The sequence below is a fragment of the Muricoccus vinaceus genome (genome assembly GCF_042433125.1).
Classification (GTDB): Bacteria; Pseudomonadota; Alphaproteobacteria; order Acetobacterales; family Acetobacteraceae; genus Roseomonas; species Roseomonas vinacea.
On sequence record NZ_JBHLVZ010000051.1, the window covers coordinates 1 to 16,220 of the forward strand.

The 16,220-nt window shown below is 69.6% G+C and carries 14 protein-coding genes and 2 pseudogenes; 11 read left to right on the top strand and 5 right to left on the bottom strand.

From position 1 onward, the window contains the following. The 10 genes and pseudogenes from ACFFIC_RS16580 to ACFFIC_RS16625 form a co-directional block, all read left to right on the top strand. Positions 1-372 (top strand): annotated as a pseudogene (locus ACFFIC_RS16580) (IS5 family transposase); the annotation flags it as partial. A gap of 352 nt (positions 373-724) precedes the next feature. After that, positions 725-1,897 carry a glycosyltransferase family 4 protein gene (locus ACFFIC_RS16585; RefSeq protein ID WP_377052319.1) on the top strand — a complete coding sequence of 391 codons (1,173 nt, stop codon included), beginning with the start codon at positions 725-727 and terminating at the stop codon, positions 1,895-1,897. A 404-nt stretch (positions 1,898-2,301) separates the two neighbouring features. Continuing rightward, positions 2,302-3,318 carry a 3-oxoacyl-ACP synthase III family protein gene (locus tag ACFFIC_RS16590; RefSeq protein WP_377052321.1) on the top strand — a complete coding sequence of 339 codons (1,017 nt, stop codon included), beginning with the start codon at positions 2,302-2,304 and terminating at the stop codon, positions 3,316-3,318. A gap of 13 nt (positions 3,319-3,331) precedes the next feature. Then, complete coding sequence (locus ACFFIC_RS16595; protein ID WP_377052323.1) at positions 3,332-3,556, top strand: hypothetical protein; 225 nt, start codon at positions 3,332-3,334, stop codon at positions 3,554-3,556. 23 nt (positions 3,557-3,579) lie between these two features. Then, the gene (locus tag ACFFIC_RS16600) at positions 3,580-4,608 is read left to right on the top strand and encodes a 3-oxoacyl-ACP synthase III family protein (protein ID WP_377052325.1); all 1,029 of its coding nucleotides are present in this window, start codon (positions 3,580-3,582) and stop codon (positions 4,606-4,608) included. Further along, complete coding sequence (locus tag ACFFIC_RS16605) at positions 4,605-5,360, top strand: SDR family NAD(P)-dependent oxidoreductase (RefSeq protein WP_377052327.1); 756 nt, start codon at positions 4,605-4,607, stop codon at positions 5,358-5,360. Before ACFFIC_RS16600 ends, ACFFIC_RS16605 begins: the two co-directional genes overlap by 4 nt. 4 nt (positions 5,361-5,364) lie before the next feature. Then, the gene (locus tag ACFFIC_RS16610; RefSeq protein ID WP_377052329.1) at positions 5,365-5,991 is read left to right on the top strand and encodes an LbetaH domain-containing protein; all 627 of its coding nucleotides are present in this window, start codon (positions 5,365-5,367) and stop codon (positions 5,989-5,991) included. Continuing rightward, entirely contained in the window at positions 5,988-7,022 is a 1,035-nt protein-coding gene (locus ACFFIC_RS16615) for an aromatic ring-hydroxylating oxygenase subunit alpha (RefSeq protein WP_377052331.1), read from the top strand. The genes ACFFIC_RS16610 and ACFFIC_RS16615 overlap by 4 nt, the downstream gene beginning before the upstream one ends. 94 nt (positions 7,023-7,116) lie before the next feature. Beyond that, positions 7,117-8,301, top strand: a complete 1,185-nt coding sequence (locus tag ACFFIC_RS16620; RefSeq protein WP_377052333.1) for a hypothetical protein — start codon at positions 7,117-7,119, stop codon at positions 8,299-8,301. 62 nt (positions 8,302-8,363) lie between these two features. Next, the gene (locus ACFFIC_RS16625) at positions 8,364-9,614 is read left to right on the top strand and encodes an aminotransferase class I/II-fold pyridoxal phosphate-dependent enzyme (RefSeq protein WP_377052335.1); all 1,251 of its coding nucleotides are present in this window, start codon (positions 8,364-8,366) and stop codon (positions 9,612-9,614) included. Between the two features lie 89 nt (positions 9,615-9,703). On the opposite strand, the gene ACFFIC_RS16630 is transcribed toward ACFFIC_RS16625, so the two are convergent. Continuing rightward, positions 9,704-10,792: a class I SAM-dependent methyltransferase gene (locus ACFFIC_RS16630; protein ID WP_377052337.1), complete on the bottom strand. Its 1,089-nt coding sequence runs from the start codon at positions 10,790-10,792 to the stop codon at positions 9,704-9,706. Between the two features lie 147 nt (positions 10,793-10,939). On the opposite strand from ACFFIC_RS16630, the gene ACFFIC_RS16635 reads away from it, so the two are divergent. Further along, positions 10,940-12,316: a hypothetical protein gene (locus ACFFIC_RS16635; RefSeq protein WP_377052339.1), complete on the top strand. Its 1,377-nt coding sequence runs from the start codon at positions 10,940-10,942 to the stop codon at positions 12,314-12,316. Positions 12,317-12,367: 51 nt separating this feature from the next. Here the strand turns inward: ACFFIC_RS16635 and eutC are convergent. The 4 genes and pseudogenes from eutC to ACFFIC_RS16655 all read right to left on the bottom strand — a co-directional run bounded on the left by eutC (position 12,368) and on the right by ACFFIC_RS16655 (position 16,216). Beyond that, a pseudogene (gene eutC / locus ACFFIC_RS16640) lies at positions 12,368-13,107 on the bottom strand (ethanolamine ammonia-lyase subunit EutC). 4 nt (positions 13,108-13,111) lie between these two features. Continuing rightward, positions 13,112-14,509, bottom strand: coding sequence for an ethanolamine ammonia-lyase subunit EutB (locus ACFFIC_RS16645; protein WP_377052341.1), 1,398 nt, complete (start codon positions 14,507-14,509; stop codon positions 13,112-13,114). A 70-nt stretch (positions 14,510-14,579) separates the two neighbouring features. Beyond that, positions 14,580-15,383, bottom strand: coding sequence for an ABC transporter permease (locus ACFFIC_RS16650; protein ID WP_377052343.1), 804 nt, complete (start codon positions 15,381-15,383; stop codon positions 14,580-14,582). Then, entirely contained in the window at positions 15,380-16,216 is an 837-nt protein-coding gene (locus ACFFIC_RS16655) for an ABC transporter permease (protein ID WP_377052345.1), read from the bottom strand. Before ACFFIC_RS16655 ends, ACFFIC_RS16650 begins: the two co-directional genes overlap by 4 nt. Positions 16,217-16,220: the final 4 nt, after the last annotated feature.

Here is a 16,220-nt window from a genome sequence, read left to right on the forward strand (position 1 = left end):
GGCCTGAGCACCAAGATCCACTTGGCTGTGCGAGGTCTTGGTGCACCGGTGCGCCTTCTCCTGACCGGCGGCCAGCGCGGCGGCTGCCCGCAGACCCACGCGCTGATCGAAGGCCTGCCCGCCGACGCCGCCTACGACGCCGACCCCATGCGCAAGGCTATTGCCGCCAAAGGCGCGGTTGCCGTCATCCCCAGCAATCCGTCCCGCGCCCGCAAGTACCCGCTCGACAAGCACCTCTACGCCCAGCGCCACCTGATCGAGTGCTGCTTCTCCAAGCTCAAGCAGTTCCGCCGCGTCGCCACCCGCTACGAAAAGACCGCAAGGAATTACCTCGCCGTCGTCACCCTCGCTGCCACCGTCCTCTGCCTCAGGTCAGTGTCCACAAAACCTAGCCCACGTCTGCTGCGACGTTCTCGAAGCTTCAAGTGCGCCATCGAACCCAGATAATTCGATCAATTTTTCTTGATCATTCGTGCTGGAGGTTCATTCCGGTTGTGATCCTGAGATGATCATGAGAGCCTTTCGCAACCTGGCGAAGTCGGTCGGCGCGGGATGACCCCGGGCCACCTCGGCGCAGGACCGTGGCGAGAGGGAACAGGTGACCCGGGCCGGACTGATCATCACCCCCTTCGCACCATTGATTCCCAACCGGTCCGTTACGGGCGTCTTCAAGCGCCTTCGGATTTTTTCATCGGCGGTCCATCGCTCCTGTGGGCAGGTCCGCTTGCTTGGGATCGTGCCGGAGCAGGAGGTTGCCGCCCACCCGGATCTCCGGCCGGTGCAGGAAGCCTTGGCCGCGGAATGGGGCTTCCCGGTCGAGGTCGCGCTCTGCCCATCGAGGCAGCGCGGACAGACCGCCTGGAATCATTATGGACCCGGCACGCTTTCAATCGGCGAACAGCCTGAATTCTACCACTATGCCGGACGCCCACAGGTTGAGGCGGTGCGGCGGGAATTGGCCGCCGGGCCCGACCTGGTTTTTGCCCACCGGCTGTCCGCAATGATCCCGGTTCTGCGGTCCGGCTTGCGGCCCGCGAATCTTTTCTTCGACCTTGACGACCTCGAGCACAAGGTGCGCCTGAGGTCTTCCCTGCTGCCGCCGCTCTCGCCGGGGAAGCTGGCGCGCCTCGCGCATCTTCCGGCGCTGGTGCTGGCGGAGGCGCGCGCGGTCGCGCTGTCGCGCGCCGCCTTCGTGTGCAGCGAAGCGGACCGCCGCGATCTGGCACGGCTGGTGCCAAGCCTGCGCGAGAGGATCAGGGTGGTGCCGAATGCGGTGGATATCCCCTCTCTAAGGGAAGGGCCCTTGCCGGCGCCGACCGTTTTGTTCCTTGGCGACCTTCGCTACGCGCCCAATCGAACCGGCGCGGAACGGCTGATCCGGAAAATCTGGCCGCGCGTGATGGCACGGCGCCCGGATGCCCGGCTGATCATCGCGGGGCCCTGGCCGGAGGGGCTGGCCAGCTTCGCCGCTGCGCCGGTGGGCGTGGAGTTCACCGGCTTCGTCGAGGATCTGCCCGCGCTGTATCGCCGCGCCCGGATCGTCGCCTGCCCGCTGGACACGGGCGGCGGAACCCGCATCAAGCTTATCGAGGCCGCGGCCTATTGCCGGCCAATTGTTTCAACCACCATCGGCGCCGAAAACCTCGGCTTGAACGATGGCGAGGATCTCCTTCTGCGGGACACGGATGAGGCGTTCGCCGAGGGCGTGGACATGCTGCTCGGCGATCCCGGATTCGGCGAGCGGCTGGCGCGCTCCGCCCATGGCAAGGTCGCCCGGACCTATTCGCGGGAATGCGTCGAGGACGGCCTGGCCACCCTCTTCACCCACGCTCTCTCCCACCCGGGTTCAGCACAACCGCCGCGGCCAGCCCAGGCGATCAGCGTCCCGCAGGAATGATGGTGAAAGCCTGGAGCTCAGGGGAAGCCCGAGGCGTTCATTGGCTCCGGGTACTGTGGAGCCATTGAAGTTGCGCTTCGGGCCGTGGCGGAACGCTTGGTGAGCGGGGCGGGCGGTTTGCCGAGCCGCTTGCCTGCATAGCTGGGCCGTCCATGCAGGCGGGAGCGGCTTCGCCTTCCCCGCAACCAACCACCGGAAGACGTTTTCCGGGGCATAAAGGCGGCCAGCAGCCAGACCTGTTCGCGTTTACCCGATCCTAACCCGACTGCCCGAAGCTGTGCCTGCGCGGCAAGAACGCCGTGCGGAACATGCGAGAAAAGCTCCATGGCCGGACGACCGGGGATGATGGCCGCAGCCGCGCGGCACCGGCCTACCCAGCAGGCAGTCCCCCCATGCGGCAGGCGATGAGCCGCAGCTGCGGGCAGGGCCGGGCGAGGTTGCGCGCAATCGCCACCGCCCTACCCGACACGATTCTGACGAATGCTGACCTGGCGGCCGGTCACGGCGGCTGGACGGCGGAAAAGATCCTCGCCAAGACCGGCATCAGCGAGAGGCGTATCGCCGCCCCCGGCGAAACCGCCGCGGACCTGGCCTTCACCGCGGCGACGCGACTGTTCCAGCGCGATGGGATCGACGCCGCCTCCATCGACTTCGTCCTGCTCTGCACGCAGACGCCCGATCATCCGCTGCCCAGTACCGCGTGCCTTCTGCAGCACCGGCTTGGCCTGTCCCGCCGCTGCGGCGCGCTGGACGTGAACCTGGGCTGCTCCGGCTATGTCTATGCCCTTTCCCTCGCGAAGGGACTGATCGAGGCGGGGATGGCCCGCCGTGTGCTGCTCCTGACCGCCGATACTTATTCGCGCATCGTCCATCCGGCGGACCTCGGCACCCGCGCGCTTTTCGGGGACGGCGCTGCCGCCAGCCTGGTGGACGCCGAACCGGACGAACAGGCCATGATCGGCCCTTTCGTCTTCGGCACCGACGGAAGCGGTGGTGGCCGCCTGATCGTCCAGGCGGGCGGGATGCGGCACGGATCGGGCTCCGACGCGATGCGGACAGCCACCGGCCCTTCGCCTGCGGACCTGTTCATGGACGGGCCGGCCGTCATGGCCTTTGCGCTCGCGGAGGTTCCCCGAGCCGTCGCCGCGCTCCTGGAGAGGAGCGGCATGGACCTTCAGCAGATCGACCTGTTCGTCTTCCACCAGGCGAACGCGCTTTTGCTGGAGGCCTTGCGCAGGAAGCTCGACATTCCTCCGGAAAAGTTCGTCGTCCACATGGCCCATTGCGGCAACACGGTCTCCTCCTCGATCCCATTCGCCCTGGAACACGCGCTGCGGAAGAACCCGCAGCCGGGTCGCGCGATGCTGGTCGGGTTCGGCGTCGGCTTCTCCTGGGCGGCCACCAACATCGTCATTCATTAGAAGGATCGCGGCAATGACGTCTTTCCATGCCGGGCTTGCGGACATCTTCGAGATCCCGGTGGACCAGATCGGTCCCGGTTTCCGCCTGACCGAGAAGAATTGGGACTCGTTGGCCATCATCTCCTGCGTGGTGCTCATCGACGAGTGCTTCGGCATGCTTCCCAGCGGCGCGGAGCTGGCAGCATGCGCCACGGTGGCCGATCTGGATGCGCTGGTGTCGCGCGCCGTTGCCGCGTGACGGCGGCGGCGGGAGAGGCGGGCGTGCCCGGCCACGGGGCGCGAAGCTATGCGGTGCCGGGCTTTGCCCTGCGTGGCGCGGCCTGCTGCCTTCCCGAGCGGTGCGTCACCAACGATGCCTTCATCGCAGGGCTGGGCGAGAAGGCAGTGGCAGACGTCACCGCGATGACGGGCGTGCAAGCCCGGTACTGGGCCGATGCAGGCCAGACCGCGGGCGATCTCTGCCTGGTTGCCGCATGCCGGCTCCTCGCACGGCTCGACTGGCCCGCCCACAGCATCGACGCGCTGATCTTCGTATCCCAGACACCGGACCAGCGGATGCCCGCCACGGCCTGCGCGCTGCACGGCAGGCTCGGCTTGCCACCGCACTGCCAGGCTTTCGACGTGAACCTCGGCTGCTCCGGGTATGTGTACGGCCTTTGGCTGGCAGCCGCTATGCTCGGAGCGGGGTGCCGGCGGATCCTGATGCTGGCGGGCGACACCAGCAGCCGGCTGATCGATCCGCGGGACCGCGGCACGGCGCTGCTGTTCGGTGATGCCGGTTCCGCCTCGGGCCTGGAACGCTGCGAGGATGCGGCGCCCGCCCACTTCGTGCTCGGCACGGATGGTGGCGGCGCGCGCCATCTTGCCGTGCCGGGCGGTGGCTTCCGCACCCAACCCATGGAGGGCGGCGAAACGCTGTTCATGGACGGAAGCGAGGTCTTCAACTTCACGATGCGCGCCGTACCCGTGCTGCTGCGAGACACTCTGGAAGCAGCATCGCGCGAGGTTCGGGAGGTCGACGCATTCGTGCTGCATCAGGCCAACCGCTTCATGCTGCGCCACATCGGCCGGAAGCTGGGGATCCCGCCCGAGCGCATGCCGATCAACATCGACCGCTTCGGAAACACCAGTTCCGCATCGATTCCCTTGCTGCTCTGCACCGATCTCGCGCCCAGGATCGTCGGCGGACCTTCGAGGCTGCTGCTGGCGGGCTTCGGGGTCGGCCTGTCCTGGGGCGCGGCCTCGCTCACCCTGCCACCTCTCGCCTGCGCGGAGACCGTCGCGCCATGATCTTCTCGCCATCTGCTCTCGAAGGCCGGACCATCCTGGTGACGGGCGCATCCTCTGGTCTTGGCCGGGCCACGGCACTGCTCGCGGCACGCTGCGGCGGCCGGGTGGTGGCGTCGGGCCGAGACGAGGTGCGGCTGGCGGAAACGCTGGCGCTGCTTCCGGGCGAAGGCCACCGGGCGATCCCCTGCAGCATGGACACGGCCGACCTGGCTGCCGCCCTGGTGGCGGACGCAGCAGGTGCCAGCGAAGGGCTGGACGGAATTTTCCATGCTGCCGGCAGCGAGCTGACGCTGCCCGCGCGCATGATGAAGCAGAAGCACATCGACGTGGTGCTCGGGGCGGCGCTTCAGGGGGCGCTCGGGATTGCGCGTGCCGCAGGCCGGACAGGGATCATGCGACACGGCGCCTGCGTGGTTCTGATGTCCTCCGCCGCGGCGGCGCGAGGACAGCCAGGCATGACCGTCTATTCCGCGGCCAAAGCCGGCATCGAGGGCCTGACGCGCTCGCTTGCCTGCGAGTTGCGGGGTATCCGCGTGAACGCGATCGCGGCAGGAGGCGTGCGCACGGAGATGCATGGCCGACTGGTGCGTGGCCTGTCGGAGGCCTCGCTTGCTGAATACGAGCGCGCGCACCTGCTGGGCTTCGGCCGCCCCGAGGACGTGGCCGCTGCCGCCGTCTTTCTGCTCTCCCCCGCCGCAGCCTGGGTCACCGGCGCGGTCTGGGCCGTCGATGGTGGCTACACAGCGGGGTGATGCCATGACCGATTACGTGCTGGTGGGGGGCGGCGGCCTGGCCCGGGAAATACACGACTGGTTCGTGCCGGGCTTCGCCGCCACCGGCGACCGCTTCGTCGGCTTCCTGGCCGATGGCGACGGGCAGGAACGCACTGCCTGCCGTGAACTGCCGCATCTGGGACCGATCGAGGGCCATCGGCCGGACGCGTCCCAGCGTCTGGTGATGGCGATCGGTTCGCCCGTCGGCAAGGAGGTTGCCGCGCGGCGGTTGCTCGCCGCCGGCGGCGTCTTTGCGAGCCTGCTTCACCCAAGCGCCTGGATTTCCGGCTCCGCGAGGATCGGCATGGGGGTGGTGGTGGCGGTTTTCGCCGATGTATCGGCTGATGCCGTGCTGGGCGACTTCACGATGCTGAACGGCTATGCGAGCGCAGGGCACGATGCCGTCGTCGGGGACTTCTCGACCTTGTCGGGCTATGTCGATCTCACCGGCGGAGTCAGCACGGGGCGGGGCTGCTTCTTTGGCTCCGGCTCGCGGGTTCTCCCCGGCCTGGTGTTGGGACACGGCTGCACCGTTGGCGCCGGTGCCGTGGTGATGCGTTCGGTGCCGGATGGCGCAACCGCCTATGCGGCGCCGGCGAGGCTGCTGTGAGCATCTCCCCCGAGACCGACCGGCACCTGGCCCGAAGCTGCTGGCACCTCGTCGCGCACCGCAGTGAGTTGCTCGCGGACCGCGATTATGTTCGCCTTTCCTGGGTGCTGGGTGATCTTGCCGTGTTCAACGACAAGGGCAGCATTGTCGCCTTCGACAACCTGTGCCCGCACCGTGGTGCGCGCATCTTCCGTGAGGTGGGCGGCAACGCGCCGGCGGTCTGCGCCTATCATGGCTGGAGCTATCGCGGCGGGCGCCTGCGCATTCCGAAGCCGCAATCCTACCACCCCTGCGATCTTGCGGCGGCGCGTCTGAACGAGATGTCCGTTGCCTGGTGCGGAAACTTCCTTTTCGTGGCTGTCGCCCCGGCAGAGGAGCTTGAGGCGCAGCTGGGCGGAACGTGGCCGGTGCTGGAGGTTATTTCCCGCGATATCGACCGGCGGCGTGACGTGAATGCCTATGCCTATGAATGCCCATGGCGCGTTGCCGTTGAGAACGCGCTAGAGCCCGACCACGTCCAGATGGTTCACCCCGAAACGCTCGGCCAGTTGCAGTTGACCGAGGCGCGCAACGCTTACTCCGGTCGGAACTCCGTGCTCTCGGCCGAGATCGGGAACGCGCGAACCGCACGCATGCTGCGCTCCATGCGCCGCCTGTTCGACATCGGTCATCAGCGCGAGGATTACCTCGCTGTGCATGTCTTTCCCTTCGCTTTCGTGACATCCACCTTCGGCTATTCCTACGCACTGCAGAATTTCATGCCGGCGCGCGATCCATGCCGCACGCATTTTTCCAGCCGGTTGCTCACCTCCCGTCTTGCCAGCCAAGCGGCCAGCCAGGCGACTGAAGCCTTCTTCGCCTCAGTTGCGGAGATCAACCGCCGGGTCTTCGCGGAGGATCACGAAGTGTGCCGCCACGTCAATGCGGAGTTCGCCCTGGACGATCCAGCCCGGATCTTCTCTGCCACGGAGGACAAGGTACGGCACTTCCGCGACAGCGTCCTGGCGGTGAAGCGTGACGCGGGTTTCTGAGCGACTTGTGCATCATCATCCGTTCACGTCGCCTTAAGTCGCCTCGCCGCATGATGAGCCCGTTGCGGCAGCGCCGCTTGCAGGGAGTGCCAGGATGGCCACCAACGTCGTCGCCTTCGTGGGCGAGAACGAGAACGGCATTCTGGCCGAGCTGAGCTGTGGCATGGCGCGAAGCCTGGCGTCGATGGGTCTGCGGGGCCATGTCATAGACCTGCACCGGCCGGGCTGGTCCGACACGCTGGAACCCATTGCTCGCCAGGGCATCGCCTTTGCCTGGGGCTATGCCGGTGTTGGGGCGGCGCTGGAAGTGGGCGGCGACAACCTGTGGGACATGCTGCAGGTGCCCTTCATCTCCGTCCTGGCGGACGCGCCGTCGCAGCTTCCGGCGAATCACTGCGTGCGAGCGCGCTTCGTCGCGAACGGCTACCTGTTTCGCGATTGGCTGGAGGTGCAACGGCGTTTCATCCGCTCGCCGCAGATCTCGGCCATGCTGCCGCCCAGCGTGCCCGCCAACCCGCAGCGGGACGTGCTCGCCTGGGCGCGTCGCCCGCACCGGATGGTTTTCGTCAAAACCGGTGACGACCCGGCACGACGGATGGCGGAATGGGACGCCTGGCCCGCGGTGCTGCGCGCCGTGCTGCACGACGCAACAAGCGTGGCCGCGCAGCGCCCGACCGGCGACATCACCGAGGTGGTACTGGATGCTGCGATCGCGAACGGACTTCACCTGGAGGAGCGGCTGGAGATCCTGTTCGCTCTCTTCAACGAGGTGGACCGGCAGACGCGGGCGCTCCGGGCGACAGCCTTCGCCCGTGCCCTGCTACCGTTGCCCGCAATCATCATCGGGCGTGGCTGGGATCACCTCGACCTCTCGGGCGCGCGAGCCACCCTACGGCCGGCGGTTCCGGCAGAGGAGCTGCCGGCGCTGTATGCCGGAACCCAGTTCCTGGTCAGCACCAATCCGAACTTCGCCCATGGCGTGCACGAGCGGCCGGTGAACGGCTTTGCCGCCCGCGCCTGCGTCGTATCCGACGAGAACGCCTTCAGCCGCGAGCGCTTCGCTTCGCTGCCGAGCTTCTTCGGCCTGGACTGGACCTCGGCGGAACTGGAGGCGTGGGTCGCCGCCATTTTCCACCGGAATTTTGGCGATGGGCCGGACACCACCCCCGCGCTGGCGATGGCGGAGGAGCAGTTCGGGCCGGTTCGCTTTCTCCAGGCCATGAGCGGCCTCGCCGCTCTCGTCCTGGCGGGAAACCGGCTGGAAAGGTTCGAGCGCTAGGTTTCCCTGCAGGCCGACCGAACTGCCGGGCGGCACGCGATCAGGATGATCAGGAGTGCCAGATGCCCTTGGACGCGACGCCTGCCATCGCTCACGCCCTGCCGGCGCGGATTTTGGCGCCCGGTGGCGGGACATCCATGGCGCCGCCGCCCTCGCTGCCGGTCGCGCGGCCGCGGCTGCCCGAAGCCGCTGCCATCCTGCCCTACCTTCGCGAGATCGACGCGCACGGGTGGTACGCGAACCAGGGGCAGCTCTGGTCGCGCCTGCGCGCGCGGCTGGCCGCGCACTGGGGGCTGGATGCCGGCTGCGTGGCGCTCACAGCGAACGCGACGCTGGCGCTCGCCCTGGCGCTGCGCGCCTTCGACGTGCCGCCGGGCCGTAAGTGCCTGATGCCGGCCTGGACCTTTGTTGCCACGGCGGGCGCCGCGCGGGAGGCCGGCCTGGTGCCCCACTTTGCCGACGTCCATCCCGCCACCTGGGCGCTGGACCCGGATGCCGTCGAGGCGCGCGGGGACCTCGGGGAAATCGGGGCGATCCTGGTGGTGGCGCCGTTCGGGCGCCCGGTGGACACGGCACAATGGGACGCGCTCTCGGTCCGCACCGGCATTCCTGTTGTCATCGATGCCGCCGCCGCCTTCGATGCCCTGCGCGCGGGCGGGCCGATGGAGGTTGGCACCACGCCGGTTGTGGTCAGCCTGCACGCCACCAAGGCCTTCGGCATTGGGGAGGGCGGGGCGGTCCTGTCGCGCGACCCTACCTGGCTTGAACGTCTTCGGCGGCTCTCGCAGTTCGGCTTTCTGGGCTCGCGGGAGGCCGTGCTGGCGGGCACCAACGCGAAGCTTTCTGAATACGCGGCCGCCGTCGGCCTAGCCTCTCTGGACGCGTGGCCGGACACCCGGCGCGGCTGGGAGCGCGTCACGCGCCTCTATGCGGATGCGCTCGCAGGCGATACGCGGCTGATGCCCTCGCCAGGCTTCGGCGAGGACTGGGTGAGCGCTACTTTTTCGGTGCTTTGGCCTGGCGACCCCACATCGGGCATCGCCGCTCTCTCCCGCCAGGGGGTCACCACGCTGCGCTGGTGGGGCGATGGCTGCCATCGTCATCCCGCCTACGCCAACTGCCCACGCGACCCGCTGCCGGTCACGGACACCATTGCGCCCCGCGCCATCGGCCTGCCCTTCTGGCGCGAGATGACCGCATCGCAAGTGGAGCGGGTCTGCGGGGCCGCGTGGCGGTCCGCGGAAGCCGCCACTGCTTGCATCGCCGGGCCGATGGCGCGCTCCGTCCCGATGGACCCTCCCGCACTGGCCTGAGGCGCGGCGTGGCACGCGCCGGGGAGGGCGGACGGGTGGACGGCGTCGCCTGGCCCCCCCGCAGGCATTCCAGCGGGTTGAGCGGGTGCCTAGCCCGCTTTGCGGAGCTGAACGAACAGGGCCGAGCCCGCGGTGAAGGCGCAGAGCACATCGGCCGCCCGCGCTGCCAGTAGGGCATCGCCGGCACGGCGCGGACCGTCGCCGAAGGGCCAGAGGTAATCGTCCAGAACCAGCCATCCGCGATCGCGCAGCATCGGCATCCAGGCAAGGAGGTCCGCAGAGACCTGCGCGTGCTGGTGGTTGCCGTCCACGTGCAGAACGGCGATGGAGCCGGTGTAGGCTGTTTCCCCAAAGGCTTCCGACCGCACGAGCGGTGCTGCGCGGTAGCGCGCCGCGCCGTCGACGGATGGCATGCGCAGGTAGTTCACGCCGCGCAGGGCCAGCCCCAGCAGGCTGATGCGGAAAATGCGCGCCGCTTCCTCGTGATCCGCCGTGGCGGTGATGGAGTCGAGATCCGCGCGCTCCTGGCAGGCTTCCTCCACGGACCAGGGATCGACGCACAGCAGCGCGCCGATTCCGTGGCGCGCCGACAGCCAGGCGAGCGCCGCCGCCGACTTGCCCCACCACGAGCCGATCTCCACCACGTCTCCTGCCGGAGCGTGGCGGGCGATGGCAGCCAGCGCCCAGAGCTTGGTGTCGTCGCACATGCCTGGCACGGCGCGGGACTGGCGCAGGAAGGCGGCGGCGGCCTCCAGGCCCAGCGGTGGGGCGAGCGGCGCGGCCCCGCCGAGGCCAACGCCGGCATCGGCCAGCCCCGCCGCGTCGCGCAGGGCGCGCCGATAGGTGTCGAGGTCGCCCTGGTAAGGAGATGCGCCCTCCAGCGGGCAGTCCGGCAGAAGCCGGGGCAGCATCGCGCGCAGATGGGCGTGGACCACCGGATGGGGGGTGTGGATGCCGGCGATGCCGCGGTCCTGCACCAGCGCGACCAGCCGTTCCGCGAAATCGGGCGCGTCGTAGTAGGGCAGCCAAGCCCAGTCGGCATAGAGCGTCCGCGCGGGGTCGAAGGCCAGGGAGGAAGCACCGATCACGGGCCGGCCGCGGGCGACCGCCTCCTCGGCGAAGCGGCAGGCCTCGGCCATGCCGGCCGGGAAGACAAGGATCGGGGGGCGTTCAAGCATCCGGGTTTTTCCGCTTTTCGTCCCGCATCCTGCGGGCCGGTGCGGCGATCCTGGCGCCGCGGCCCTAATGGACCGTGAAGCGGCGCTTGGCCGTTGAGCGCGGGGCCGGGCGGCGCTAAGGGTCCGGCCTGAAATCCGCGGGGCACGATGTCGCAAGCTGATCCGTCGCGTTCCGAAGCCGCGATCCACGAGGCCGCCCGGCAGGCGGCCGAACGGGCGCGCGAACTCGCGCCCGACCTCGCCTCCGTGCTCATCACCCACTATCCGGACGCGGAGACCCTGGACACCTTCCGGCCCGGGGCGGGTGACCTGGCGGCTGCCCTGGCTTCCGCCCGCGCCGCCGCGCTGGCCTTTGCCGAGGAAGGGGTCGAGGTGCTGGTGCAGCGGGCCGATCGCGCCGCCTTCCGCCGCTGGATGGACGCGCGCCCGGACACGCCGGAGAACCGCTCCGCCTGGCGCGACCGGTCCGGGCTGCTGCGAGGCGCGGAAGCCTTCGCCGCACTCGGCCTCGACCCGCAGCGGCTGCGGCCTGCCCGGCGGGCCGAGGGCGGGAAATCCGCCCTGTCGCCCGCCGACCGCCTTGTGCGCGCCTTCGGGGGCGATGACGACCGCGCCTTCCGCGAGATCGCCGACAGCCTCGTGGCGGAAGGGCGCGAGGGCGTGCTTGCCCTCGGCCTGCGCAAGGCGGCCGAGCGATACGGCGAGGAAGCCGCCGAGGACCTGAGAGCCGAGCTTCTGCAGGTGGCCGAGGGTGCCGATGCTGGTCCCTCCGGTTGGACGGAACTGGTCGCGCTCCCGGTCGCCCTGCCGCCCGGCGGCCTGCCCGACGCCGCGGGCCTGGGCGAGAGCCTCGCGGCCTCTGGCGTGCTCCCCGAGACGGTGGAGCTGCGCTTCCTGCCGGATTGGCGGAGCGCCGCCGATTTCGAAACGCTCGAGCCGGTGCCGCTGCGCAAGGCCCTGCTGCGTCTGCTGGCCGGGGAGGAGGCCGGCATCCTGCCCCCCGCCAAGCCATCGCTGCTGGCCGAGCAAGGCTTCGGGGTGCTGCTCGGCCTGCGGATCGACTGGGGCACGCCGCTCTGGGAAGACATCGCCGCCAATGGCTTGCCCGCCGTGCCGGAGGGAGAGGAGGAAACGGCGGAGGAGGAGGCCTACCGCACGGGCTTCGACCGGTGGCGCATGGCCGTTGCCGAGGCCGTGGAGGGCTGCGTGCCCCTGGCGCTGGTCGGGCCCTCGGAGGTGGCGGATGAGATCGACGATTTCCTGGGCGAGTCCGGGCTGGACACGGGCGGGATCGAGGAAATCCGCGAGTTCGTCGAGACCGCGCGGCGCGAGGTGCCGGACGAAGAAGTGGTTTGCCGCCCCGAGGTGGTGGGGGAGGGGATGGAGCTGACCCTCTACACCCGGCAGGGGCGGTTCCTGGACAGCCTGGTGCTGTCGCGCGAGCAGATTCCGGTGCCGCCGGAGGAAATGCCGCGGTTGCTGGAAGGCTTCGTGCCGCTGGTGCGCGACGCTCCGGGCGCCTGAGGCGCGCGGCGCCCGCGGGCGGAGTCCGCCGCCGGCGGTGAGAGCGCCGGCTCAGGGCAGCGGCAGCAGGGCGGCGGGATCGGCCTCGTCCTTGAGTCCCGTGCCCGTCAGCTTGCGGGACAGTGCCTCGCGCATCAGCCAGGCGAGCTTGGCCGCCGCAAGCTCCGGGCTGAGCCCGCCCTGCTCGTGGATGTTGGAGATGCAGTTGCGCTCGGAGTCACGGCGGCCCACCCGTGGCGCGAAGGTCAGGTAGATGCCGAGGCTGTCCGGCACGCTGAGGCCCGGGCGCTCTCCGATCAGCACGGCCACCAGCCTCGCGCCCAGCCGCTCGCCCACGGCGTCGCCCAGCGCCACGCGGGCCTGGGTGGCGATCACCGCCGGGCCGATGCGCCAGCCCGGCAGGCGGGCAAGGCAGGCATGGAAGACGGGGGGGCGTGGCGCTGCACGGCGGTGGCGGAAAGGCCGTCCGCCAGAACGAAGACGACGTCGCACCCACCCGCCGGCAGATCCGCATCCGGATGCAGCCGTCGTCCCAGGTCGGGTCGCCGCAGGAAGGTGGCGCGGTCCGTGGCGGCGCTGCGGGCCTGCAGCACGGGATGCGGCCGCAGCGCGGCCTCCAGGGCGGCGGCGTCCAGCGGGGCATGAACGGCGTCGCGTGCCAGGGCGTGCGCCATCTGCATCGCCAGCACCTCGCGCAGCGGCATGGCATGGCCGGCCTGGCCGAGCCCGATGCGCGCGCGCGTGGCGCCTCGCAGCCTTTCCCAAGGATCAGCTTCCCCGCTCCGCGCGATCGGCTCAGCCACCCGCGGCCTCCCGCGCCAGTTGCAGCAGCCGGGAGGAGGCGAGGGGGGGCGGACGGATCGTCCCGTCGGTCCCGGCGATGCCCATGCGCTCCAGCCAGGCCTCGAACTCCGGTGCCGGCCGCAGGTTGAGCATGGCGCGCAGCGCCAGCACGTCGTGGAAGGACAGGCTCTGGTAGTTCAGCATGATGTCGTCCGCGCCGGGAACGCAGATCAGGAAGTGCACGCCCGCGACGCCGAGCAGGGTCATCAACCCGTCCATGTCGTCGCCGTCGGCCTCGGCATGGTTGGTGTAGCAGACATCCACCCCCATCGGCAGGCCAAGCAGCTTGCCGCAGAAATGGTCCTCGAGCCCCGCGCGGATGATCTGCTTGCCGTCGTAGAGGTATTCCGGGCCGATGAAGCCGACCACCGTGTTCACCAGAAGCGGGTGGAAGGCGCGGCACACGGCCTGGGCGCGGGCTTCCAGGGTCTGCTGGTCCACGCCGTGGTGCGCCTCGGCGGAAAGGGCGCTCCCCTGGCCCGTCTCGAAGTACATCACCTCGCCCGAGGGCCCGCCGCGCTTCAGCGAGAGGGCGGCGTCGCGCGCTTCGCGCAGCATCGGAAGGTCCACGCCGAAGCCCCGGTTCGCGGCCTCCGTTCCGGCGACGGACTGGAACACCAGGTCCACTGGCGCGCCCCGCGCCATCATGGCGATGGCGTTGGTGACATGGGTCAGCACGCAGGTCTGCGTTGGTATCCCGTAGCGCGCGCGAAGCCCGTCGAGCATCTCCAGCAGGGCCATGCAGTTGGAGAGGCTGTCGGTGGCCGGGTTCACGCCGATTACGGCATCGCCTGAACCGTTGAGCAGGCCGTCGAGCGTGGAGGCGGCGATGCCCCGGAGGTCGTCGGCCGGGTGGTTCGGCTGCAACCGCGTCGCCAGCCGGCCCTCGAGCCCAAGCGTCGAGCGGAAGGCGCTGACCACGCGGCGCTTGCGCGAGACCGCGATCAGGTCCTGGTTCCGCATCAGCTTCGACACCGCGCCCACCATCTCGGGCAGCAGGCCCGGCGACAGCGCAGCCAGGGCGGGGCCGTCGGCGGCGTGGGAGAGAAGCCAGTCGCGGAGCCCGCCCACCGTCATCGCCGAGAGCGGCGCGAAGGCGGCGGCGTCGTGGGTGTCGATGATCAGCCGCGTGACCTCGTCCGCCTCGTAGGGGACCACCGCTTCGGACAGGAAGGCGCGGAGCGGCAGGTCCGCGAGCGCGAAGCGGGCGGCGACGCGCCGTGCGTCGCTTGCCGCCGCGATCCCGGCCAGTTCGTCGCCCGAGCGTCGCGGCGAGGCCGCGGCGAGCAGCGCCGCCAGCCCGTCGAAGCGGTGGCGTTCCCCGCCAGCCATGGCGCTCCAGCTTCCCATAGGTCCTCCGGTCGCGTGCCTCCCCGGCCGAGGGTCCTCCTGGCCGCGGCCGCTGTCCAGGGCGGAGGAACTATCCGGCCGGCGTGGCGCCGAGGCGGCGGCGGCGCAGCAAGGCGTCGATCCCCAGCGCCAGCGTCGTCACGGCGATCAGCAGCGTGGAGACCGCGGCGATGGTCGGCTCCACCTCCAGCAGCAGGCTGTTCCAGATCCTGACCGGCAGGGTTTCCGACCGGAAGCCCGCAAGGAAGATCGAGATGACCAGTTCGTCGAAGGAGGTGAGAAAGGCGAAGAGGGCGGCGGAGACGACCCCGGGCAGCGCCAGCGGGAGGACCACGCGGCGGAAGACGCCCCAGCGCGTGCAGCCGAAGACCATGGCGGCCCGTTCCAGCGCGGGATCGACCGTGCGCAACGCGGATTGCAGGATAACCAGCACCACGGGCAGCGCCACCAGCGAGTGCGCCACCGCGATCCAGGGCCGGACGCTGACCAGCCCGAGGCGTGCGGAAAGGAAGTAGATCGCGACCGCCGTGATGACATGCGGCACGATGACGGGCGTCAGCAGCAGCGCCGCGACCACACGCTTGAACGGAAAGCTGGCACGGACCATCGCATAGGCCGCGAGGAAACCCAGCAGCGTCGCCAGCACCGAGGCCATGATGCCGATCATGAAGGAATTGGCGATCGCCTGCCGCCAGCGGGGGTCGCCGAGGAAGCGGGCATACCAGCGGGTGGAGAAGGTTTCGGGCGGAAACTTCAGGTAGCCGTCGCCGGAGAAGGAGGCGATGGCGACGATGACGATCGGCGCCAGCAACCCGAAGCAGAGCAGCACCACAAGCGCGCGCAGCAACGTGGCGCGCAGGACCGGGCCCATCATCGCAGCGCCTCCCCGGGTTCGGCGAAGCGGCTGTAGACCGCGTAGAGAGTGAGGGTGACGGCCAGCAGCACCACCGTCATCAGCGCGGCGGAAGGCCAGTTCTGCGTGATCTCGACTTCCCGCTCGATCAGCATGGCCACCATGATCTCGCCGGGGCCGCCCATCAGCGCGGGGGTGACGAAGAAGCCGATGGCCAGGATGAAGGTGATCAGCACGCCCGCGACGACGCCGTGAAGCGTGAGCGGCATGAAGACGCGGCGGAAGACCTGGGCGGGGGTCGCTCCCATTCCCTCGGCCGCCTGCATGAGGCGCGGGTCCACCGCCTTCATCGCGGCGTAGAGCGTGAGCACCATGTAGGGCAGCAGCACGTAGGTCATGCCGATGATCACGCCGGTGCGATTGTAGAGGAGGTTCACCGGCTCATCGACCAAGCCAAGGCCCAGCAGGATCTGGTTGATGAGCCCGTTCCGGCCGAGCAGCACCATCCAGGCATAGGTGCGCACGATGGTGCTGGTGAAGTAGGGCAGCACGATGCAGAGCAGGATGGCCGTGAAGGCGGCGCCCCGCACGCGCGACAGCGCATAGGAGACGGGATAGCCGAGCACGAGGGTGAGCAGCGTCACGATAAGGCCGATCGCACCGGTGTTCACCAGCGAACGGCCCACTGCGCCGGACAGGAGCACGTCCTCGGCTTCCGCCCAGATTTCCGCCCATGTGCCGAGCTCGGCGATGGAGGAGGACAGGAACCAGCCGATCGGAACGATGAACAGTGCCACCAGCAGCAGCAGCGCGGGCAGGAGGAGCAGGAAGGCGCCGGATATCTTCAGCGGCATGGGA